Origin of the sequence: Fibrobacter sp. UWCM (assembly GCF_900129735.1) — a bacterium.
Taxonomy (GTDB): Bacteria; Fibrobacterota; Fibrobacteria; order Fibrobacterales; family Fibrobacteraceae; genus Fibrobacter.
The window spans coordinates 1-16500 of sequence record NZ_FQWR01000036.1; the positions used below are offsets into that span (position 1 = coordinate 1).

Sequence of the window (16500 nt, forward strand, 5' to 3'; positions counted from 1 at the left end):
TTGTAGTTGACTTTTGCCATTGTTTTACCTTTTTGGGGTTGCGCAATGAATATAGTAGCTTATGCTACCCTCTTATTAAACTCCTGCATGGTCCACTTTTTTTATAGTTTCAATTCAATACTTACATTCAATTTGTCAATTCTGCGATTGGTGCTCTCAATAAATTGTTTCGGAGTCATACCAGCATATTTCTTGAAAAACTTGAATTCTTCTTCTGTTAAAATCACCTTATCACCAAATGTAGATGCAATAATTAAACCGATGAATTTTTCCGAGTATTCCTTCAATTCTTCTTTAGATAGATTACTAGCTATATCCTGACCATAAATCATTTGTCGAAATTTATTTTTCATTACATCTTCTGAATACGACATAAGATCTGGAGAATAAGCCTTTCCAGCTGCTACTCCATTGAATGTATTTCCAAGAATTTCAATAATGCTTAAATCATCAGATTCAGCCTTTTCGGCAAATTTACATTCTACGAATTCATCTATCATATTTTAAATATACTTTATCTCACGAAATGCGACAAGCCTCAAAAACATGTCCGCACCAAATGTCCGCACCCCAATTTTCAATAAAAATTCAAAACGCCTTTAACGGCTTAAAAACGCCAATTCACAAAAAAAATGTCTCACGAAAAGTGAAACATCTTTTTCCGCAAAATGAAGAAACCGCGAAAATAGCGAAAAAACGGCAAAATCAAAAAACACACATTTTTCGGGTTAAATGAGAAAAGAAAACCCAATAAAATCAAGGGCTCCAGCCACATTCACTGATTTATTTCTTTTCTCATTACTTCCGCTTTGGCATATCAGTCCTAAGTCACACTAGTCTTGTTGCGCAAACGGACAGAAAAATGTATATTGGAAATGTAATAATAAGGGAAAACTATGGTGTTCGCCGAAAACATATTACGGATATTCCGTGAAAACAAACTTCTTGCGAAGTATCGCCTGAAGGATGTCTTTGTTTTCGGTTCGTCTGTTCGAACAGCAACTCCCAACGACATAGACCTGCTAGTCCGTGATTTCCAGGACTACAATGACCTGTTATCCTTGCGAAAGGAACTTTCCGAAAAAACTGGCAAGTCCGTGGATGTCGTCATAGAGAAGTTCGCAAACCCCATTATCCTGTATCGAGCAAGCAAGGAGTCCATCCGTGTCGAATGACCCCAGGAACGACCTTTTCCACTTATTGGGAATGCTCGAATCCCTGTTGAAAATTCAAAAATATACACGGGATATTCATTCCACCGAAGAACTTCTTGAGAAAGAAGACCAGATGGTATTCAATGCGTGTCTGACCTTGCTAGCAAACATAGGCGAATCCATCAATAAACTCTCGGACGCCGCCAAAGCGGGAATCGCAAGCGAAAACATTCAGGCAATTCGCGGTATGCGCAACAGGATTGTTCACGATTATGCAGGACTCGACTCGTTTGTTGTTTACAACACTATAAAGAACGATCTTGATCCGCTAAAGGAAACCTTTATCAAAATCATTCGGGAAGGTCTAGCAAACAAGTCCTTTGACGAAGGTGAATTTGAAGCAGCGAAAAACGCGGGCTTTTACAAGTTCATTGATTTCAGTGTAATTTAAGAGCTGTCGTACCGACCTGGCCCTTGACTGGGGAACGCCCAGCTTTTTACTCCCTGTTCGCAAACTAACTTCAAGCTTTCCGAAGATGACATGAAAAAGATTCGCGGCCTCGACAAGGAAAAGCGCTTCTTTACCTCGACCCTCGCTGAAATTCAGCATTTCAAGGACTGGAATCCCGGTGACTAAAGACCTTCATTGCCGCCGATCGTTTGCTCACTATGCGCCACACGCATAGTGGGCATAAAAATTACGCATTACGCGGCCGTCCTGAAATTATTTATATTAAAGGCAACCGGTTCAAAGAAATTTTTAACGAAAAAGGCGGATCCCATGAAAAAAATCACCTTGATTCTTTTATCACTTCTTCTAGGAGTCTCTATGGCAGCAGAAAAGAAAATCCTCGTCGTTTACTATTCCCGTGCCGATGAAAACTACACCGTCGGGAACATTTCCAAGGGCAATACCGAAATCATTGCCGAGATGATCGCGAAAAAGACGGGCGGCACGCTCTTGCACGTGGAACCCGCGAAGGAATACCCCAGGGGCTACGACGACTGCATCAACGTGGCCAAGAAGGAACTTGCGCAGGACGCGCGCCCGGCCATCAAGCCGGTGAACGTGAACCCCGAAGAATTCGACGAGATTTACGTCGGTTACCCGGTGTGGTGGGGCGAGATGCCCATGCCCATGTTCACTTTCTTCGAGAAGTATAACCTGAAGGGCAAGACGATTCACCCGTTCGTGACTCACGAAGGCAGCGGCCTTTCGGGTGTAGCCCGCCTCAAGAAGGTGACCGGCGCGAACGTGACCCCCGGCCTCGCCATCTACGGACACGTGGCCCAGAACGAACGCGACAAGGCCCAGAAAGAAGTTGACAAGTGGGTAAAGTAGGCTTGCGCCTTACTTAGGATTGCTGGTCCTCTTCTTCAATTCAATCAAGTCGAAATACATCAGACGGCTGTTCAATGGCCTGTCAGGACCGAGGCAACGGAATTCGCGCTCCTGTTCTTCGGTGCTGAACAGGAACTTGAACTCGTTGTTCTGGTAAAACTTGAGATTTCGTTCCTTGTTGTAGGAATCTACTAGCAGAAAACGGCAACCGGTCTTGTTAAGCGGATCGACGAACCATGCCTTTATAAAACTCAAGACGTCGCTCCCTAGATGTTTGCTCTGAAAATCAAGGCTTATGCCGAGTCTGCCTATCATGACTGCCGGATAACTGCTGTATATCTTTTCGCGGGGGATGTTCTTCTCAATCTTTCTTTTGCGAGATCCGGGAATTTTCTTGATGCTGTCATTGGAGAGCGTAAAAACCGCCACTAGTTGGGTAGGGTCTTCAGCAAGGGAGAAACAATAGTTCTTGCAAAGCAACTCTTCGCTCTGCAAAAATGCGTCTTTTGTGAAGAAATCGTCCAAGTCGTTGTCCCCGCACTTGAATGATTTGCATAGGGCGGCCTTGCCTTGAGTGTAGAACCCAAAGCGGCAATTCTGTTGGAGAAAATTCATTACTTATATTCTCTAAAGTCGGCCTTGGAGAGAATGTCCCTGGCCTGTTCAATTTGCTTGGAAAAATCGATGGAACCGCGACGCTTTTCGCTTTCTTCCATCATGAGGTCAAACCTGTCCGACGCTTCGCCGGTCAGTATCGGTACCGATGCGATTGCTAGTGCCATGATGACCTCCATTGTTGAATTGAACTATAGTCAATATACATTTTTCCTCGTGCTGGTGCAAGTGGTGAAGCTTGGGCCAAAAGGTTTATTTGAAGAAAAAGAAGCCTTTTGACCATGCTAGAGCAAAAATATATTTTTAGCGTGTCACAAAATGACAAAATGAAAAAGAAACGAGTTTTTTATAAAGGCCCAGAAAGAAGTCGACAAGTGGGTGAAGTAGGCTTGCGCCTTATGGGTGGAACTGGCTTATTGTTTCCACTCTTCGGTGATGGCGCAGAAAAAGTTCTCGCTCCAGAGATTCAGTTTGTCGCTGTCGGCAATGAACGGGCGGACATCCCTTTTCGCCTCCTCGAAATCGACGGAGTGGAAACGTTCCTTTAGTAGATCCTTGAGTCCATCAAAAGTCAAGGTGTCCGCACTTTTCCAGTGCCCGGTCTGTTCCATTCTTTTTTGCAGGTGCGGCAAGTTTACGCCCGTGTTCTGCGAGATATACCATACAAAGTCGTAGAAATCGCGACCCTTGACCCTGCTTTTCCATCCGCGACAAAGTAATGCGTGGAGTTTGCCCGCAAAAAGCGAGGGCTTGTCGTAGAGGCGGACCATGAAAGGCGATGGCAGCAGCCGATACTTGCTTTCGTAGGTGGCTGACTCTGGCGGATTCGTGTCCACCTCGAATTTGATTTTCAGGATTTCGTTCCCGGGAACGGACAAGGGAGAGTGCTTTGCGGGAACAATTTTAAGCAAGTGCTTGAGCGTGTTGCCCTTGAGAAAGGCCGACTGCACCGGAGATCCGTGCGGCTTGCTTTTCGCTTCGACTGACATCTCCAGGCCGACAGAGTAGAGTTCTTCTTCAAGCACGCCAAAATAACGTGAAAGCTCGAAACCTTCGTCTGGCTTGATCAACGAAAAGTCCAGGTCCTCCGAAAAACGGTCCAGCCCATAGAATATGCGGAGCGCCGTGCCGCCATAGAAGGCAGCCTTGTCGAAGAACCCTCCACGTGAAAGTCCGCACAGGGCGACTTCCTGCGAAATTTCCTTGAGGGCGTTCCTGTAGTCCGAAACGTTTTTGCAATTATATTTCGCAAGCATTGAATCAAGTACGTGAGCCATGCCTACCTCATCTTGGATAGAATTTGTAGATTCTTCTTTCTGTACAGGGGGGCAACCTTTTCGATGAAGTCAAAATCCAGGTTCCGAAAATCACCGACTTCGATGCGCAGGTTTTCGAACAGGAACGTTTCCATGGCGCGCTTGCCTGCAATCGGGTGCTCCTTGTAGAGTTTGTCGCAAAGGGCCTTTTCACAGGTGGCCATTGCGTAGGGCCTGTCTTCTGCGTTTTCGATGTTGACTCCGTGCGGAAAGACGTCGGGCGGGACATCGGAATACGAAAACTCGCCGAAGGGTGTCTTGTACAGTTTGGTCTTGTTCTTCTTGAACGATGCGGAAGTAAAGAGATGAACGGCTTCGGGAATGAGCCCGTGCCTCGAAAGAGCGTAATCGAAGGAAAGATACGATGGGCCGTAAATCGCCCCTGCAAGGGCTTCGCCCGGGGTGTTCTTGTCGGTCTCGTACAGCCCGCGGATAACTTGCGTTATTTCGCCGCGCAGGGTCATTTGGCGCAACTTCATTTGGGGCTGCCTGTATTTTTGACCAAGGTCTGAAAGAATTTCTGATACGGCTCTTATCACGATTTCCTCCAATAACTATAAAAATAATATATTAACTGGAGAAAATCAAGTGATTTTTTGAAAAATACGTTTTTTACGCTTCTCTTATGACATACAGACGTATTTGGGGTGGACGATGGTTGAAACGATTTTTCACTATGCGTTTCACGCATACTGAGCATGAAAAATTGGTATTTTGCGGGGTTTGCGTAATTATTTATATTAAAGGCGTAGAAAAAAGGAATAAACCATGAAACTAGGGACGATTATGACGATGCTTGGTATGGGTGCGGTGCTTGCCGCGTGTGACTGCTGCCCGCAGGGCGAGGCAAAGGCGCTTTCGCAGGACAAGGAACTGCGTGCCGTGATGGACAACTTCACGCAGAACGAGGTTCCGGCGGCGACTCCGCTTGTGGAAAAGCGCGAGGTGGAGTTGATTCGCCTGGTGTCGCTTGTGACGCAGCAGTCGGGTGCACTTTTGCAAGAAGAAGTGGCGACGGCGCTTGCGCAGGGGCTTGCTCCCGAAGAAATTCTCGAGGCGATTTACCAGTGCGCTCCCTACACCGGGTTCCCGCGGACGGTGGATGCGGTTGAAATTGCCCGCAGCGTGTTCAAGGCGAAGAATGTGAAGGTGGACGAAAACCGTGCGACGGTGACGGCGCAGTCCCGCCTGGAGGCGGGTGCAGACGCGCAGGGAACGCTGTTCGGCCAGACATTCCGCGACATGGCGAAAAACGGAAAGGACGGGATGCCGACTATCAACTACTTCCTTGCGAGCAACTGCTTTGGCGATTACTACACCCGCAAGGGGCTCGACCTGAATACCCGCGAACTCCTGACGATGGCGATTCTCGTGAACCTGGGAACGGAGCCGCAGCTCAAGGCGCATATCGGCGCGAACCTCAAGATTCGCACGGCTGAATACGTGGAACAGGCGATTTACAACTGCCTGCCGTATTGCGGTTACCCGCGCACGCTGAATGCGTTGCGACTGCTCAAGGAAGCGGTGGCTGAGGCGAAGGTCGCGGCGGACGCGGCGGGTGCTGCCGCAAAAACTATGCCGGGCAAGGACTGGAGCGTGTTTCCGGTGGGTAAGCCGAACGACGCCTATGCCAAGTATTTCGTGGGCAAGAGTTATCTCGACATGATCAGCAAGGAACAGGTGGGCGTCGGGAATGTGACTTTTGAACCGGCGTGCCGCAACAACTGGCATATCCATCATGCAAAGAAGGGCGGTGGCCAGATTCTCATTGCTACAGCGGGCCGCGGTTACTATCAGGAATGGGGCAAGCCGGCGGTGGAACTGAAGCCCGGCGACGTGGTGAACATTCCGGCTGGTGTCAAGCATTGGCACGGGGCGGCTCCGGATTCCTGGTTCCAGCATTTGGCGATTGAAGTCCCTGGTGAAGGCGGTAGCAACGAATGGCTTGAGCCCGTGAGCGACGAAGACTACGGGAAGTTGAAATAATGTTTGCCAGAATTCTCGCTTGCGCATTTATTGGCCTTATGACGGCAGGATCTTTTGCGGCGGCACCTGCGCCCGATGGCTTCGTGCTTATCAAGGGCGGGACTTTCAACATGGGGAGCCCCGCAAACGAGGACTGGCGAAGTGCCGACGAAACACTCCACAAGGTGACGGTTTCGGATTTTCAAATTGCGAAGTTCGAAGTAACGCAGAAAATTTATCGCGAGGTGATGGGCGAAAATCCCTCCAGTTTCAAGGGTGACAACTTGCCCGTAGAAAATGTGACATGGCTCGATGCGGTCCGTTTTTGCAACAAGTTAAGTGAACGCGAGAAACGCAAGCCCGTTTACGAAATTAGCGATGACGGAAAGACTGTATCGTGGAATCGCGAGGCGAACGGCTACAGGCTCCCCACCGAAGCGGAATGGGAATACGCGGCCCGGGGCGGCACGACCACGCCGTTCTACACAAAGAAGGCTCCCGGTGCCGACGACGTGAATTTTTACGGGCATTATCCGTATCAAATCGAACAGAACTATTTCAACGACGAGGTCCTTGAATGCGGGTGCAGGCGTCAAGGGAACATTTGTGACCCAGGAAACGGCGGGCTTTAAGGGCGAAAAGGCACAAGCGGCGTTGAACCCGAAAGGGGCTTCCCGCGCGCTAATCGTTTTCTATTCCTGGAGCGGGAATACCCGCGGTGTGGCCCGCGAAATCAAGAAGCAGACCGGTTTCGACATGGTGGAACTTGAACTGGTGAAACCCTATTCCGACGACTACAACACCGTCTTGAAGCAGGCGCAGAACGACCAGCACAAACAGGCGCGCCCCGCCCTCAAGAAAAAGCCCGACGCAAAGAAGTGGGTCGACTACGAAACGATTATCATCGGTTACCCCAACTGGTGGGCGAGTATCCCGATGCCTATCGCGACTTTGCTCGAAAGTTACGACTTTGCGGGCAAGCGGATTCTGCCGTTCTGCTCCCACGGTGGCGGGCGCTTTGGCCAGAGCATTACTGCGATTGCGAAACTTGCGCCCAACGCAAAGATCGGCGAAGGCCTTTCGGTGCATTACTCCGGCGGTTCGAGCCTCTCGAAAGATGTGGCCAAGTGGCTTGAGAAAAACGGCGTGAAGACGAAATAATGTATATTCCTTGATATGCCGATTTCCGCTAAAATCCGTATGATGCTTGATATCGCGATGACGGTCGCGACGCTCGTGCTGATGGGCGGCAATTATTTCTTTGAATCGACTGCCATTCACGAGATTCTGGGCGTGGTGTTGCTTGTTCTGTGGGCGGTGCATATCACGCTGAACCGGCGCTTTTTTCTTTCGCTGTTCAAGGGCCGCTACAACGTATTCCGCTTCTTGCAGGCGGTTGTGAATTGCGGGATTCTTTTGTGCGCGATTTTCCTGATGGTGAGTGGCATCATGCTTTCGAACCACGTGTTCGCTTGGCTCGGGATTGAATCGGGTGCAAGTTTCGCCCGCACGGCGCACCTGCTTGCAAGCCACTGGTATTACGTGTTCATGTCGCTCCACATCGGGCTGCATGTGAGCCTGATTGCAAACCGCTTGGGGCTTGCGGGTGCGTTCAAGTCAAAGGCGGCGCTTATCGCAACCCGCGTGGTTGCAATTCTTGTGGCAGGCTACGGAATTTACGCCTTCGTAATTCGCGGGCTCTGGAAATACATGTTCCTGCAACAGCCGTTTTTCTTCTTTGATGCGGAACGCGGTTACGCACTATTTTTCGCGGACTATATCGCCATCGTCGTGCTGTTTGCCGTTGCGGTGCATCTTTTTAATGCAATAATTTCAACCCGACAATCCCGGATAAAATAAGCAAAACGCAAATGGCTTTCGGGATAGCCGCAAAAAAAATTCTATCTTATTCAGCGATGAGGTCCGTTAAACAAAATGTTTCTTCGATGATTGCGGTCGCGTTGTTCGCGATTCTTGCTGCCGTTGTCGAGGGTTCTTTTGTTTACGATTACGGAACCGAAATGGGGCGGGCTTCGGAATATGGCAAGGTCTCCGCCGACAATGTGCATGCCGAAAGTCCGCTGTTCCTGTTGCGGGAATCGACAGCCGAGGCCATGCAGTTTACACGCAGGTCGGGCCAGCAGGTGTCCTTGCGTGCATCGCGCGGCAACGGCCTTCAAGGAGTCGGCGGACGCAGTTCGGCAACGTTCAAGCAGGCTATTCCATTTCCGACTAAGATCGCGCGGCCAACTGTTTGCGCCCAATGCGGCTTTCCTTTGCCGCTAGTTTATCAGAAATCAAAAGAGTATTACGTTTATACGCTAGAGCGAATGCTCTGTTAGCAAGTTCTTTCTCCAAGCCTTAAACACTAGTAAATGGCCGCGGCCCTTACCGGGTGCGCGACATCATTCATTTTAAAAAAGAGAAAGAACATGGAAAACATTTCCAAGATGGAGATGGCTAACGCCCTCTTCAACAAGCCCTATATCAAGACCGAAAAGAAGTTTTTCGGTTTCAAAACCAACGTCACCTACACCAGGACGAATTCACCCGTAGTGGGAACTTGCCTGGATTACAGCCCTACGGAGGGACAAAAGGTCAAGGAAATTGTCGAGGCTTCTCCAAGCGCCCTGGATGCGGTCGTTCAAAAAAATGGCCATCCGAAAACGGGCGACAACGGGAACTTCCGCCTGAATCTCTGCTATTCGCAGGACCGCGAATTTGCGGCACTGCACCTGCAGCAATTCTCGGGATTCGAGTACCATACCGTAGGTGAAATCCGTTTTGTCGAAGGCGACGAGGCGCATAAACTTCTCGCCGTTTTCGTGAAATAAACGGACATATCGTCAAAAGGCCCCCTCGGAAACGGGGGGGGGGCCTCGTTGACAACGCGTTAGGGGGCGGGGGACGCCCAATAAATGGCTAAATTTCGAAAATTATTTAGTAGGAAAATTATTTTTCTGCTAAATAATTTGTTATATTAGGGGTATGGAATTCCTAGATCGTGAAGAAGAATCGAAAAGGCTGAAGGCGGAACTCTCCCGGAAGGGGGCGTCTTTTGTCGTTGTCTATGGCCGTCGCAGGTTGGGCAAGTCCACCTTGTTAAAGCGCGTCTTGAAGGAAAACGATATCTATTTTATGGCGGACCGTTCGGAAGAATCCGCCCAGCGGCGTTTCCTGGCCATGGCGATTGCTGTCCGGTATGAGGGTTTCGATTCCGTTGCTTACCCCGACTGGGAGTCGCTTTTCAGGGCCTTCAACTACAGGTGCGCGAAGGGTTCTACGCTCTGCCTGGACGAGTTCCCGTATCTTGTGAAATCCTGCGAGATGTTGCCCTCTACACTGCAGAAACTGCTGGACGAAAAGTCCTTGAACTTCAACCTGGTGATTTGCGGCTCGTCGCAACAGATGATGTTCGATGTCGCTCTTGACGAAAAATCGCCATTGTATGGGCGTGCCCATGAAATCCTCCGGTTGAAGCCTATTCCGGTTTCTTACTTGCCTTCTGCTTTGAAAATTTCGGCAAAGGAGGCAGTTTCTGAATATGCCGTTTGGGGCGGAGTGCCCCGATATTGGGAATTGCGTGAACGGTATCGGAGTTTCATGTCGGCCCTGAGGGATTTGGCCCTCTCTCCCTTGGGCGTCCTTCACGACGAGCCTGTGCATATTTTGCGCGACGACATGCGCGACCTGGTGCAGGCGTCCACGCTTCTTGGAATCATCGGGAACGGCGCGAACCGAATTTCGGAGATTGCGGCGCGTGCCGAAAAGAATGCGGCGACTTTGAGCGCCCCTTTAAAAAGGCTCGTGACCATGCAGCTTGTTGATCGGGAAATCCCTTTCGGTGAAAATCCAAAAAATAGCAAGCACGGTATTTACCACTTGTCCGACCCGTTCATTAATTTCTATTACCGGTTTATTAGCCCGTATCGTTCGCTGTTGGAACTGGGGCGTATTGATTACGTGGAAGAAATTGTCCAACAGCATTTCCCTGAATTTGAAGGATTTTGCTGGGAACGCCTTTGCCGGCAGGCTGTTAGCGGGCAGGTTGTCGGTGGCGAGGTGTTCAACGTTGCTTCCAGGTGGTGGGGCAATGTCGGCAAAACGGAACGGATTGAAATCGATGTCGTTGCCGAAAGCATGGACAAGAAAACGCTACTTGTCGGGGAATGCAAATGGACGAATGGCGAAAATGCGGGGCGCCTGTTTGCTCATCTGAATGAACAGGTCCAGAAATTGCCGTTCGTCCACAAGTATAAAAAAATCGTCCCGGTTCTTTTTTTGAAAGAAAGACCTCGCGACAAGACGGATGGAATTGTCTTTTTGCCGGAAGATGTCCTTAAAATTATTTAGTAGGAAAATTATTTTTCTGCTGAATAATTTATTTTGCCCAAATCTACCATAAAATGCCTACATTTGGCAAGTTATGACTCCTATATGTCCCAAGTTGAGTCATATAGGAAATTTTTGACGGAAAACCTTGAAAAAAGTTGTTTTTCTGCGTTATTCTGGACTTTTGTTTCCTAAATTTTACAATGGGGGGGGGTATGGACTTTGGCAGGGGCATTACCTATATTTAATAGGATAAACTATAGACGGGGATGTTTTTATGAAGAAGTCTTTCCAGCGTGTCATTGCGACCCTGAACTTGTTTCAGGGGAAGCATTCTCTAACCATCTTCTTGTTGGCGGCATTCTTTGCCCTTTCCGCCTGCGATGACTCGTCGTCGGCGGGTGACGATGACAATAACGTCATTCTGAGCGGCGATAGCCGCGAAGAATCCTGTGATTCTCGTTCCAACGATAAGGACGAAGCAATCTCCAGTAGTGGCAAGTCCAACGATCCCGCCGAAGTGACCGACGACTCCAGCGACAGCAAGGACAATCCTTCTTCGGCAGGAACATCGACCAAGTCCAGCAATTCGAATACATCTGGAAATGACGCAAAGTCAAGCAGCTCTGCGGGCAAGGAGGTGTCTTCGTCTAGCGAAGAAATGAAAACCGCCTGGGATTACTTGAATCCGGACATCGATTATGGCGAGTTTACCGATGAACGCGATGGACAAGTCTATAAGACGGTTAAAATCGGAGATCAGGTTTGGATGGCACAGAACCTGAATTATGCCTACATCGATGTTCCCTATAACTTTTCCTATTACGGTAATGTTTACATCTCCGATTCTACTAGCTGGTGCTACGACAACGACCCTGCCAACTGTGCCAAGTACGGCCGTCTATATACTTGGGCGGCGGCCATCGACTCGGTGAAACTCGCGACCGATGCGGTCAATCCGCAAGATTGTGGTTATGGCCATCTCTGTTCTGCCCTGAATGGTATTGTCAAAGGAATTTGTCCTAGCGGCTGGCACTTGCCGCAAAAAAGCGAATGGGATACTCTGTTCACGGCGGTGAGCGATGGTTCCACGGCGGTAGGGAATAAGTTCAAGTCCCTGAGCGGGTGGCTTAGCGACCGTAACGGTGATGATGACTTCGGTTTTTCCGCGTTGCCGGCAGGTCTTTATGGCAGAGGAGGCTCCTTCGATAACGTTGGCAAGATGGCGTTCTTCTGGAGTTCTGTCATGTACGATTTCGATACTGTGTATGGCGTGCGCTTGTTCTCCAATAACGTTGTGAGCCGGGACGAAGTAGGCAATTACAAATACATGGGCTTTTCTGTCCGTTGCGTCAAGGACTCTGAGTAACCCGCCGATAAACAATCATTCCACATTCCATATTTCACATTGCTTGGTTTGTGGGTGGTGAAAATTTTTACAGGAGATAATGGTATGAAGTGTGTCAAGGGTCTTGGTTTCTTGTGGGTGGCGGTGCTCGCGGCATTCTTCGCCCTTTCCGCTTGCGATGACTCTTCGTCGGCTAGTCCCGACGAAACCGGTACTTCCAGTTCATCGGTAGAAACTTCTGATTTGGATGAGTCGTCATCTTCTGTTGACAAGAAGTCGTCGGGAAATGAATCTACGGAAAAAAACAAGTCTTCCAGTAGTGTCAAGGGTTCCGAGCCCGCCGAAGTGTCCAGTAGTTCCGCAAAAGAAACAAAGGACTCGTCCGACTCCAAGAGTTCCAGTTCTGTAAAGACTAGTGATTCTTCTAGTAGTAACAAGGATAAGTCCAGTTCGTCGGTGAACTCGTCATCTAGCAATAAGCAAAGTAGTTCTTCCGTAAAGTCGTCCAGTTCTTCAGTGAAACAATCTTCTTCGTCAGTTGCTTCGAGCAGCAGCGAATATGTGCCGTTTGATCATTCCCAGACACTTGGAAGTATAGGGCAAGAGGGCGTTTATAAGACATTTACTGATTCGCGCAACGGACGCAGTTACTATTACATGGAGTTCAAGGGTGTAAACAGGCAAGGCGACTCGGCGACGGTCACTGCCATGGCTGAGAACCTGAATATTGGAGAGATGGTCGCCGGCGACAAGGACCAGGCTGACGATTCGAAGGTAGAACGCTATTGTTATGACAACGACACCATCAACTGTGACCGCTATGGCGGTCTCTACCAGTGGGCGGAGATGATGAAATTGCCCAGCGAATGCAATACCAAGAGCTGTGCCGACAGTATAAAGCCAAACCACCAAGGTATCTGTCCCGACGACTGGCGCCTGCTCACCTACGATGATTTCGTTGTCATTCTCAATTCCAACGGCAACAACGATGGCATCAAGGGAGTCCGTTCCACCTTCGGCTTCGGCGGTTACAACACCACTGGGTATAGCCTTGTGGGCGCAGGGTATAGAAAGAATGATGGATCTTTTAAAGATATAGATGACGGGACCTATTGGATGTATCCCTTAGAACATGAAACTAATGTTACAAGGGTAAGGTCGAGCTATACGTCTATCCATCAAACAGCTTTTGCTGGCTTGGGTGTAAATGATAAGTCATATGGAGTCTCCGTCCGTTGTGTTAAGTCAAAATAAAATTTATAAGTAAGATTACAAAATGAACATGAAAAAAATAAAGAAATCTGTCAAGAAGTCCACCAAGAACAACTACCGTATTGAGGCTCTTGAACCTCGCCTGATGATGGATTTTGCGGTATAAATTCCACATTCCATATTTCACATTGCTTGGTTTGTGGGTGGTGAAAATTTTTACAGGAGATAATGGTATGAAGTGTGTCAAGGGTCTTGGTTTCTTGTGGGTGGCGGTGCTCGCGGCATTCTTCGCCCTGACCGCCTGCGACGATTCGTCGTCGGCAAGTTCCGACGAAACCGGTGTTTCCAGTTCATCGGTAGAGTCGTCTGATTCGAGTGTCACCCTGAGCGGAGCGTCAGCGGAGTCGAATGGGTCTAGTAACGAAACCAAAGACAAGTCATCGAGTAGTGAGAATAAGTCTAGCAGTTCCACAAAAGAAACAAAGAACTCGTCCGACTCCAAGAGCTCCAGTTCCATAAAGTCAGGAGATTCTTCTAGCAGCAAGAAGGATACGTCCAGTTCGTCTTCGAGTGAAATAACCGACTATGTTGGGTTGCCCTGTGAAGGCATACTTTCAGATGGAAATACGGGAAAAATATATTTGTGTGTGGATGGACGATATGTGCTTTATGTGCCTACGGAAAGTTCCAGTTCTGGGCCCTATGAACCGTTCGATCAAACCCTGCCTTTGAAAAAGTTTAAGGAAGAGCGCTACAAGACATTTACTGACTCGCGCAATGACCGTGTCTATTATTACCTGACAATCATGGGCAAAGATGAAGATGGTGTCAAGGATACCATAGACGTTATGGCACAGAACTTGAATATCGCCGATGTCACCTTGAAGGCTGGCGAAAACATGACCGACGACACGAAAATCGAACGCTACTGCTACAACGACGACACCACCAAGTGCGACCGTTACGGCGGCCTTTACCAGTGGGCAGAGATGATGGGTTTCAACGATAGTTGCAATACCAAGAGTTGTGCCGACCTTATACAGCCAAACCACCAGGGAATTTGTCCAAAAGGCTGGCGTTTGATGACGCGGCATGATTTTGAAGTTGCCCGAAGCAGTACGGAATACGGGGTCTATGGCTTGCGTTCTGAATATAATTTTACAGGAAACAATGAAAGCGGACTTTCTCTTACCGGGTCGGGCAGGTATTTCTACCAAGAAAGATATGAATATATAGATGATAGCTTCTTTATGTTCTATCCCAAAGAGTTGTATGATGGGACCGTGGTTAGTAGTCAAAATATTTCGCGTGATTCAGACGGGTCTGCGCTTTCTGTGGAGTCCAAACTTAACGCCCTTTCCGTCCGTTGTGTCAAATTAAAATAAATTTCAACAAAGACATCCAAGATGAAAAACAAGTCTAAGAAATCTTCCAAAAAAAACTCGCAGAGAAATTTCAATATTGAACCCCTTGAACCGCGCCTACTCATGGCTGCCGTCGAATAATCATTCCACATTCCACATTTCACACTTCACATTTCACACTGAAATCGCGTTAGGGGGCGTCGCACCGCCACGCGATGGCGAGACTTGCGATAGATCCTTCGACTTCACGCCTTGCGGCGTTCCGCTCAGGATGACACATCGCAAGGCTCGATGAGCCTTGCGTGCAAGGCGAGCAGCACCCGCCCCGGCCCCTGGCCGGGGAACGCCCAAGGGAAAAATTTCAAATATGTTTGAAATTTTTGCTAAAATTGTATATATTTTAAGATATGGTTGAAATTATTGACTCCATATCCAAATATAACCTGTGGGGCGGAAATAGCCCGTTTTTGGGCTTTAATCGGCATATTTACCAGGAAAAAGTCCTAAAAAGCGTGGGGAACAGCCTCGTCAAGGTCGTTGTCGGGCAGCGTCGTGTCGGAAAGAGTTTCGTTTTGCGGCAGGTCTTGTCGCAAATCGTTGCAGGCGGGGTTCCCGCCGAGAACACCCTATACATCAACAAGGAATTCCTTGAATTTTCTGCCATAAAATCCGCAGAGGACTTGCAGTCCCTTTATGCCGCTTACAGGAGCCGGTTTTCGCCCCAAGGCAAGACATATCTTTTCATTGACGAAATCCAGTATATCGATGGATGGGAAAGATTTGTGAACGCCCGTTCGCAGGATTTTGCCGAGCCTTGCGAAGTATTTATAAGCGGGTCCAATTCGGATATTCTCTCCGGGGAACTCTCGACCATGCTTTCGGGCCGATATGTCCGGTTTGAAGTTTTTCCCTACAGTTTTGACGAGTTTTGCGAGTTGACCGGCAAGCCGCAGGATGCGTCGTCTTTTACGGATTATGTCCAGCATGGGGCCCTGCCCGAATTGTTCAACCTTGATTCGGAGGAAATGCGACGGAATTATGTCGAGAGTCTGAAGGATTCCGTGATGCTTCGCGATGTCGTGCAGCGTTACAGAATCAAGGACGCTACCCTGCTGAACGATCTTTTCGTCTTTCTTTCGAATAATGCCTCGAACTTGATTTCTTTCACGAATGTGGTCAAGAGCCTTAAGGGGCAAGGGCGGAAAACAAATTACGAGACTGTCTCGACCTATGCGGGGTATTTGGAAAACGCCTTCTTGATACATTCCTGTCCGCGCTTCAACATTCGTGGCAAGGATTCGCTGTCCGGTCCTGCCAAATACTACATGAACGATTTTTCGTTCCACAATTACCTGTATGCGGGTTTTGGGTATGGAATGGGTTATCTTTTTGAAAATGCCATTTATCTGGAACTTCGCAGGCGTGGCTACGATGTATATGTCGGGGAATTGGATGGGAGCGAGGTCGATTTTGTCGCAATCAGGAACGACGCGCGCATTTACATCCAGGCTGCCTATAAGATGGACGGCGAGTCGACCATTGCAAGAGAATACGCTCCGCTGGAAAAAATCAGGGACAGTTATCCAAAATTTGTTGTGTCGTTGGATGAGTTCCGGCTGCCATCGAATAACGGAATTTTGCATGTCCGCCCTTGGGAAATACCTTGATTCCCTTGTTCTGTTGTAAGCGGCTCGATGAGCCGACCCCGGATCAGGTCCGGGGTGACGAGAGGCGAGCAGCACCCGCCCCGGCCCCAGGCCGGGGAACGCCCAAGGAAGGGCTTAATCCGTTGGGGGCTAATCCATGCCAAGAAGCCATCTTGAGACATCGACGATTCTGATTCCTTCGTACT

21 protein-coding genes are annotated in these 16500 nt (G+C 48.8%); 16 read left to right on the forward strand and 5 right to left on the reverse strand.

Going from position 1 to position 16500, the window contains the following annotated elements; translation table 11 throughout:
* Nucleotides 1–101 precede the first annotated feature (101 nt).
* Complete coding sequence (locus BUB22_RS15150) at nucleotides 102–500, reverse strand: hypothetical protein (protein WP_073116431.1); 399 nt, start codon at nucleotides 498–500, stop codon at nucleotides 102–104.
* 396 nt (nucleotides 501–896) lie between these two features.
* Between BUB22_RS15150 and BUB22_RS15155 the strand changes: the two genes are divergently transcribed.
* The 3 genes from BUB22_RS15155 (at nucleotide 897) to BUB22_RS15165 (ending at nucleotide 2496) form a co-directional block, all read left to right on the forward strand.
* Entirely contained in the window at nucleotides 897–1175 is a 279-nt protein-coding gene (locus tag BUB22_RS15155; protein ID WP_072813035.1) for a nucleotidyltransferase family protein, read from the forward strand.
* 31 nt (nucleotides 1176–1206) lie between these two features.
* Entirely contained in the window at nucleotides 1207–1605 is a 399-nt protein-coding gene (locus BUB22_RS15160) for a HepT-like ribonuclease domain-containing protein (protein ID WP_072813037.1), read from the forward strand.
* Between the two features lie 378 nt (nucleotides 1606–1983).
* Nucleotides 1984–2496 (forward strand): flavodoxin, encoded by a 513-nt coding sequence (locus tag BUB22_RS15165; RefSeq protein ID WP_073116433.1) that lies wholly within the window; start codon nucleotides 1984–1986, stop codon nucleotides 2494–2496.
* A gap of 9 nt (nucleotides 2497–2505) precedes the next feature.
* Here the strand turns inward: BUB22_RS15165 and BUB22_RS15170 are convergent, their stop codons facing one another.
* From BUB22_RS15170 to BUB22_RS15185, 4 genes are all read right to left on the reverse strand, one after another.
* The gene (locus BUB22_RS15170) at nucleotides 2506–3111 is read right to left on the reverse strand and encodes a GNAT family N-acetyltransferase (RefSeq protein ID WP_073116434.1); all 606 of its coding nucleotides are present in this window, start codon (nucleotides 3109–3111) and stop codon (nucleotides 2506–2508) included.
* Nucleotides 3111–3278, reverse strand: coding sequence for a hypothetical protein (locus BUB22_RS16810; protein WP_173347696.1), 168 nt, complete (start codon nucleotides 3276–3278; stop codon nucleotides 3111–3113). Before BUB22_RS16810 ends, BUB22_RS15170 begins: the two co-directional genes overlap by 1 nt.
* Nucleotides 3279–3524: 246 nt before the next feature.
* Nucleotides 3525–4388: a nucleotidyl transferase AbiEii/AbiGii toxin family protein gene (locus tag BUB22_RS15180; RefSeq protein WP_073116437.1), complete on the reverse strand. Its 864-nt coding sequence runs from the start codon at nucleotides 4386–4388 to the stop codon at nucleotides 3525–3527.
* A 2-nt stretch (nucleotides 4389–4390) separates the two neighbouring features.
* Nucleotides 4391–4906 carry a type IV toxin-antitoxin system AbiEi family antitoxin domain-containing protein gene (locus BUB22_RS15185; RefSeq protein WP_254793998.1) on the reverse strand — a complete coding sequence of 172 codons (516 nt, stop codon included), beginning with the start codon at nucleotides 4904–4906 and terminating at the stop codon, nucleotides 4391–4393.
* A gap of 289 nt (nucleotides 4907–5195) precedes the next feature.
* Between BUB22_RS15185 and BUB22_RS15190 the strand changes: the two genes are divergently transcribed.
* From BUB22_RS15190 to BUB22_RS15240, 13 genes are all read left to right on the forward strand, one after another.
* Entirely contained in the window at nucleotides 5196–6413 is a 1218-nt protein-coding gene (locus tag BUB22_RS15190; RefSeq protein WP_073116440.1) for a carboxymuconolactone decarboxylase family protein, read from the forward strand.
* Complete coding sequence (locus tag BUB22_RS17160; RefSeq protein ID WP_254794770.1) at nucleotides 6413–7024, forward strand: formylglycine-generating enzyme family protein; 612 nt, start codon at nucleotides 6413–6415, stop codon at nucleotides 7022–7024. The genes BUB22_RS15190 and BUB22_RS17160 overlap by 1 nt, the downstream gene beginning before the upstream one ends.
* Nucleotides 6999–7553 (forward strand): flavodoxin, encoded by a 555-nt coding sequence (locus BUB22_RS17165; RefSeq protein WP_254794771.1) that lies wholly within the window; start codon nucleotides 6999–7001, stop codon nucleotides 7551–7553. The genes BUB22_RS17160 and BUB22_RS17165 overlap by 26 nt, the downstream gene beginning before the upstream one ends.
* Nucleotides 7554–7568: 15 nt before the next feature.
* Complete coding sequence (locus tag BUB22_RS15200; RefSeq protein WP_073116442.1) at nucleotides 7569–8252, forward strand: DUF4405 domain-containing protein; 684 nt, start codon at nucleotides 7569–7571, stop codon at nucleotides 8250–8252.
* Between the two features lie 56 nt (nucleotides 8253–8308).
* Nucleotides 8309–8734, forward strand: coding sequence for a hypothetical protein (locus BUB22_RS15205; protein WP_175547310.1), 426 nt, complete (start codon nucleotides 8309–8311; stop codon nucleotides 8732–8734).
* 90 nt (nucleotides 8735–8824) lie between these two features.
* Nucleotides 8825–9226, forward strand: a complete 402-nt coding sequence (locus BUB22_RS15210; RefSeq protein ID WP_073116446.1) for a hypothetical protein — start codon at nucleotides 8825–8827, stop codon at nucleotides 9224–9226.
* Nucleotides 9227–9380: 154 nt separating this feature from the next.
* Nucleotides 9381–10745 carry an ATP-binding protein gene (locus BUB22_RS15215; RefSeq protein WP_073116448.1) on the forward strand — a complete coding sequence of 455 codons (1365 nt, stop codon included), beginning with the start codon at nucleotides 9381–9383 and terminating at the stop codon, nucleotides 10743–10745.
* Between the two features lie 256 nt (nucleotides 10746–11001).
* Entirely contained in the window at nucleotides 11002–12093 is a 1092-nt protein-coding gene (locus BUB22_RS16500) for a fibrobacter succinogenes major paralogous domain-containing protein (RefSeq protein WP_139259046.1), read from the forward strand.
* An 84-nt stretch (nucleotides 12094–12177) separates the two neighbouring features.
* Nucleotides 12178–13326 carry an FISUMP domain-containing protein gene (locus BUB22_RS16145; protein WP_139259047.1) on the forward strand — a complete coding sequence of 383 codons (1149 nt, stop codon included), beginning with the start codon at nucleotides 12178–12180 and terminating at the stop codon, nucleotides 13324–13326.
* A 22-nt stretch (nucleotides 13327–13348) separates the two neighbouring features.
* The gene (locus BUB22_RS16505) at nucleotides 13349–13450 is read left to right on the forward strand and encodes an LEPR-XLL domain-containing protein (protein WP_109639834.1); all 102 of its coding nucleotides are present in this window, start codon (nucleotides 13349–13351) and stop codon (nucleotides 13448–13450) included.
* A gap of 67 nt (nucleotides 13451–13517) precedes the next feature.
* Nucleotides 13518–14669, forward strand: coding sequence for an FISUMP domain-containing protein (locus tag BUB22_RS16150; RefSeq protein ID WP_083535585.1), 1152 nt, complete (start codon nucleotides 13518–13520; stop codon nucleotides 14667–14669).
* A gap of 21 nt (nucleotides 14670–14690) precedes the next feature.
* Entirely contained in the window at nucleotides 14691–14789 is a 99-nt protein-coding gene (locus BUB22_RS17380; RefSeq protein WP_083535586.1) for an LEPR-XLL domain-containing protein, read from the forward strand.
* 266 nt (nucleotides 14790–15055) lie between these two features.
* On the forward strand, nucleotides 15056–16315 hold the full coding sequence (locus BUB22_RS15240) for an ATP-binding protein (protein ID WP_073116455.1): 1260 nt from the start codon (nucleotides 15056–15058) through the stop codon (nucleotides 16313–16315).
* Nucleotides 16316–16500: the final 185 nt, after the last annotated feature.

Excerpts from the sequence above, each read along its gene's own strand:
- BUB22_RS15150 (WP_073116431.1), bottom strand. The coding sequence starts at position 500 with ATGATAGATGAATTCGTAGAATGTAAATTTGCCGAAAAGGCTGAATCT.
- BUB22_RS15155 (WP_072813035.1), top strand. The coding sequence starts at position 897 with ATGGTGTTCGCCGAAAACATATTACGGATATTCCGTGAAAACAAACTT.
- BUB22_RS15160 (WP_072813037.1), top strand. The coding sequence starts at position 1,207 with ATGCTCGAATCCCTGTTGAAAATTCAAAAATATACACGGGATATTCAT.
- BUB22_RS15165 (WP_073116433.1), top strand. The coding sequence starts at position 1,984 with ATGGCAGCAGAAAAGAAAATCCTCGTCGTTTACTATTCCCGTGCCGAT.
- BUB22_RS15170 (WP_073116434.1), bottom strand. The coding sequence starts at position 3,111 with ATGAATTTTCTCCAACAGAATTGCCGCTTTGGGTTCTACACTCAAGGC.
- BUB22_RS16810 (WP_173347696.1), bottom strand. The coding sequence starts at position 3,278 with ATGGCACTAGCAATCGCATCGGTACCGATACTGACCGGCGAAGCGTCG.
- BUB22_RS15180 (WP_073116437.1), bottom strand. The coding sequence starts at position 4,388 with ATGGCTCACGTACTTGATTCAATGCTTGCGAAATATAATTGCAAAAAC.
- BUB22_RS15185 (WP_254793998.1), bottom strand. The coding sequence starts at position 4,906 with ATGAAGTTGCGCCAAATGACCCTGCGCGGCGAAATAACGCAAGTTATC.
- BUB22_RS15190 (WP_073116440.1), top strand. The coding sequence starts at position 5,196 with ATGAAACTAGGGACGATTATGACGATGCTTGGTATGGGTGCGGTGCTT.
- BUB22_RS17160 (WP_254794770.1), top strand. The coding sequence starts at position 6,413 with ATGTTTGCCAGAATTCTCGCTTGCGCATTTATTGGCCTTATGACGGCA.
- BUB22_RS15200 (WP_073116442.1), top strand. The coding sequence starts at position 7,569 with ATGCCGATTTCCGCTAAAATCCGTATGATGCTTGATATCGCGATGACG.
- BUB22_RS15205 (WP_175547310.1), top strand. The coding sequence starts at position 8,309 with ATGAGGTCCGTTAAACAAAATGTTTCTTCGATGATTGCGGTCGCGTTG.
- BUB22_RS15210 (WP_073116446.1), top strand. The coding sequence starts at position 8,825 with ATGGAAAACATTTCCAAGATGGAGATGGCTAACGCCCTCTTCAACAAG.
- BUB22_RS15215 (WP_073116448.1), top strand. The coding sequence starts at position 9,381 with ATGGAATTCCTAGATCGTGAAGAAGAATCGAAAAGGCTGAAGGCGGAA.
- BUB22_RS16500 (WP_139259046.1), top strand. The coding sequence starts at position 11,002 with ATGAAGAAGTCTTTCCAGCGTGTCATTGCGACCCTGAACTTGTTTCAG.
- BUB22_RS16145 (WP_139259047.1), top strand. The coding sequence starts at position 12,178 with ATGAAGTGTGTCAAGGGTCTTGGTTTCTTGTGGGTGGCGGTGCTCGCG.
- BUB22_RS16505 (WP_109639834.1), top strand. The coding sequence starts at position 13,349 with ATGAACATGAAAAAAATAAAGAAATCTGTCAAGAAGTCCACCAAGAAC.
- BUB22_RS16150 (WP_083535585.1), top strand. The coding sequence starts at position 13,518 with ATGAAGTGTGTCAAGGGTCTTGGTTTCTTGTGGGTGGCGGTGCTCGCG.
- BUB22_RS17380 (WP_083535586.1), top strand. The coding sequence starts at position 14,691 with ATGAAAAACAAGTCTAAGAAATCTTCCAAAAAAAACTCGCAGAGAAAT.
- BUB22_RS15240 (WP_073116455.1), top strand. The coding sequence starts at position 15,056 with ATGGTTGAAATTATTGACTCCATATCCAAATATAACCTGTGGGGCGGA.